Below are 1,694 nucleotides of genomic sequence, written 5' to 3'. Positions count from 1 at the left end.
CGTTGCACGCAAGCTACAGACAACCCCACCATATGTTACAAAGACTAATCATTGAAAATTATCGTTCAATTCAATCTCTTGACTTGCCATTGGACGACATTAACGCTTTTATCGGGGCAAACAGTTCTGGTAAATCAAACATTTTAAGAGCTCTTAATTTGGTCATAGGCTCTACTTATGCAACAATTAAGTCTTTTGACGACTGTGACTATTATCAAAAAAATAAGGCTAACCACATACTAATAGACCTGTATTTTTCACAAGGACTTGCATGTGACAACCAAGTTTATGGTTTTAGACTTCAGTGCGACGGAGTTGAAGCAAACTATATTGCTTTAGGTTACAATCATCAGCCATTGACATATTTCAACGGTAGAGAAAAAAAAGTCACAAATGAAATGAGAGAGGAAGTAAGTTTAATGTATATCACATTGGATAGACTTTCTTACCAACAAATAAAACCTACACAATGGACTATTTACGGGAAACTCTTGAAATTCATTGCTAACTCAATTCAACCACAACATAAGACTGCCTTTTTGCAGGACATAACTAATACTTACACAACTAATCTTAACCCATACATTACAACTGCGGAGCAGCATTTGCAAAATTATGTACGAGAGCAAACGGGCAAACAAATTAATCTGAGAATGTCAATTATTGACCCTACAATGCTTTTAAAGGAACTAAGACCCAGAATAACAGACGCGAATGGGCTTGAGGTCGATGTTGATGAAGAAGGTGCTGGAGTTCAAAGTGCTGTTGCTATCGCGATAGCACGAACGTATGCAACTGTAACAAATCTTCCTATTATTCTTGCTATTGAAGAGCCTGAACTTTTTCTGCACCCGCATGCTTGCCGACATTTTTATAAACTCCTAAAAGAACTTTCAACGCATAATGTGCAAATATTTTATACAACCCACGAGCGTAGTTTTGTAAACATAGCCGACTATCAATATATCAAGCTAGTAAAAAAAGATTCTGGAGACACTACCGTAAATGGTTTTAATGGAAGCATACCAAACTTCGACGCAATCAAAGCCGCTTCAAAATTTGATGATGAATTAAACGAAGTGTTTTTTGCATCTAAAGTAGTTCTTGTAGAAGGACCTGCAGATAAAATTGCGGTGAAGTCAGCATTTGAAACAATGACTGTTGATTTAGATAAGGCGAATGTGTCCGTAGTAGAATGTGGAAGTATTTCAGGCATAAAGCCGATGGTAGAAATTCTGAATAGATTTCAAATTGAGTGTTTCGCACTTGTTGACGAAGACCCTGGCAATGCGACAACAGCCGCTACAACTGCGGACATCCTTACCGTTTTACCAACCGCTAACCTTTTTGTACAACGTCCCGGACTTGAAGGACTATTTGGAGTTACTCAAAAATTCAAAAAAGAGACAGCATTGCGTGACATCCCTATTTATTATCAGACAAATCCCGTGCAACAGATTTATACAGATATTCGGACAGCACTAAATTTGTGACCGCCTGCGTGCAACAGGCGGTTTGGCAATATGGCGGCGCGACGAATATATTCTCAACGTTTTGTTCGTTATTCGGCTTCAGTTCCAGCCGATGAATAACGCCGATCAATAGAATAAACAATGAACTTTTATTTTTAAATTTAACTGCGGTTACCGGCTGACGATTTTCAAACACCACCACATCGCCAAGCCGTGATCGTT

General features: G+C 38.5%; 2 protein-coding genes. One reads left to right on the top strand and one right to left on the bottom strand.

The annotated features are described in order from the left end of the window. Nucleotides 1-1,493, top strand: a 1,493-nt coding sequence (locus EO766_RS18100) for an ATP-dependent nuclease (protein ID WP_287101784.1), incomplete at its 5' end; no start/stop codon positions are given. Here EO766_RS18100 and EO766_RS18095 read toward each other — a convergent pair. After that, nucleotides 1,426-1,694 (bottom strand): hypothetical protein (locus EO766_RS18095; protein ID WP_218837002.1); only part of this gene is annotated, 269 nt, incomplete at its 5' end. The two genes, EO766_RS18100 and EO766_RS18095, sit on opposite strands and share 68 nt — an antisense overlap.

Source organism: Hydrotalea sp. AMD (genome assembly GCF_004100315.1).
GTDB lineage: Bacteria > Bacteroidota > Bacteroidia > Chitinophagales > Chitinophagaceae > Hydrotalea > Hydrotalea flava.
This window is presented reverse-complemented; position numbering and strand designations above follow the sequence as displayed.